Below are 399 nucleotides of genomic sequence, written 5' to 3'. Positions count from 1 at the left end.
GCACCAACCCGGCCCCGGCAAACACCATCACGACCAGCAGCGACAGCACGGTCTGCAAGAGGCCAAACTCGATCCGCACCGGTGTTCGGTAGGCCGCCATGCCGATGAAGTGCATGGACCAGACGGCACCCCCACCCAGCGCCACACTTGCGCAGATCAGCCGGTCTGTATCGATGCTGCCGTTCTTGTTGCGTATGCGTCTGGACCATCGCAGGCCCACATACGCGCCCACCACTGAGATGAGATACGACAGCCCGACCAGCGGCCAGTCGTACTCATAGGGCACGATCGCGCCCGGCACCGCTTCAAAGCCGTAGAACATGGCACACCCTCCCGTTTCAACACCAGAAAAGCCGCCGGATTGCCGGGCGGCGTCGGCTGGCTGCCCGGTGTTCTGGG

1 protein-coding gene is annotated in these 399 nt (G+C 63.9%); it reads right to left on the bottom strand.

Translation table 11 applies throughout. The features are described from left to right. The coding region (locus RVY79_RS17775; RefSeq protein WP_317465832.1) for an MHYT domain-containing protein at positions 1-322 on the bottom strand (322 nt) is incomplete at its 3' end. Positions 323-399: the final 77 nt, after the last annotated feature.

This window comes from Chromohalobacter sp. HP20-39, assembly GCF_033052815.1.
Classification (GTDB): domain Bacteria; phylum Pseudomonadota; class Gammaproteobacteria; order Pseudomonadales; family Halomonadaceae; genus Chromohalobacter.
Note: the sequence above shows the minus strand (reverse complement) of the source record. Positions and strands in the feature narration are given on the sequence as shown.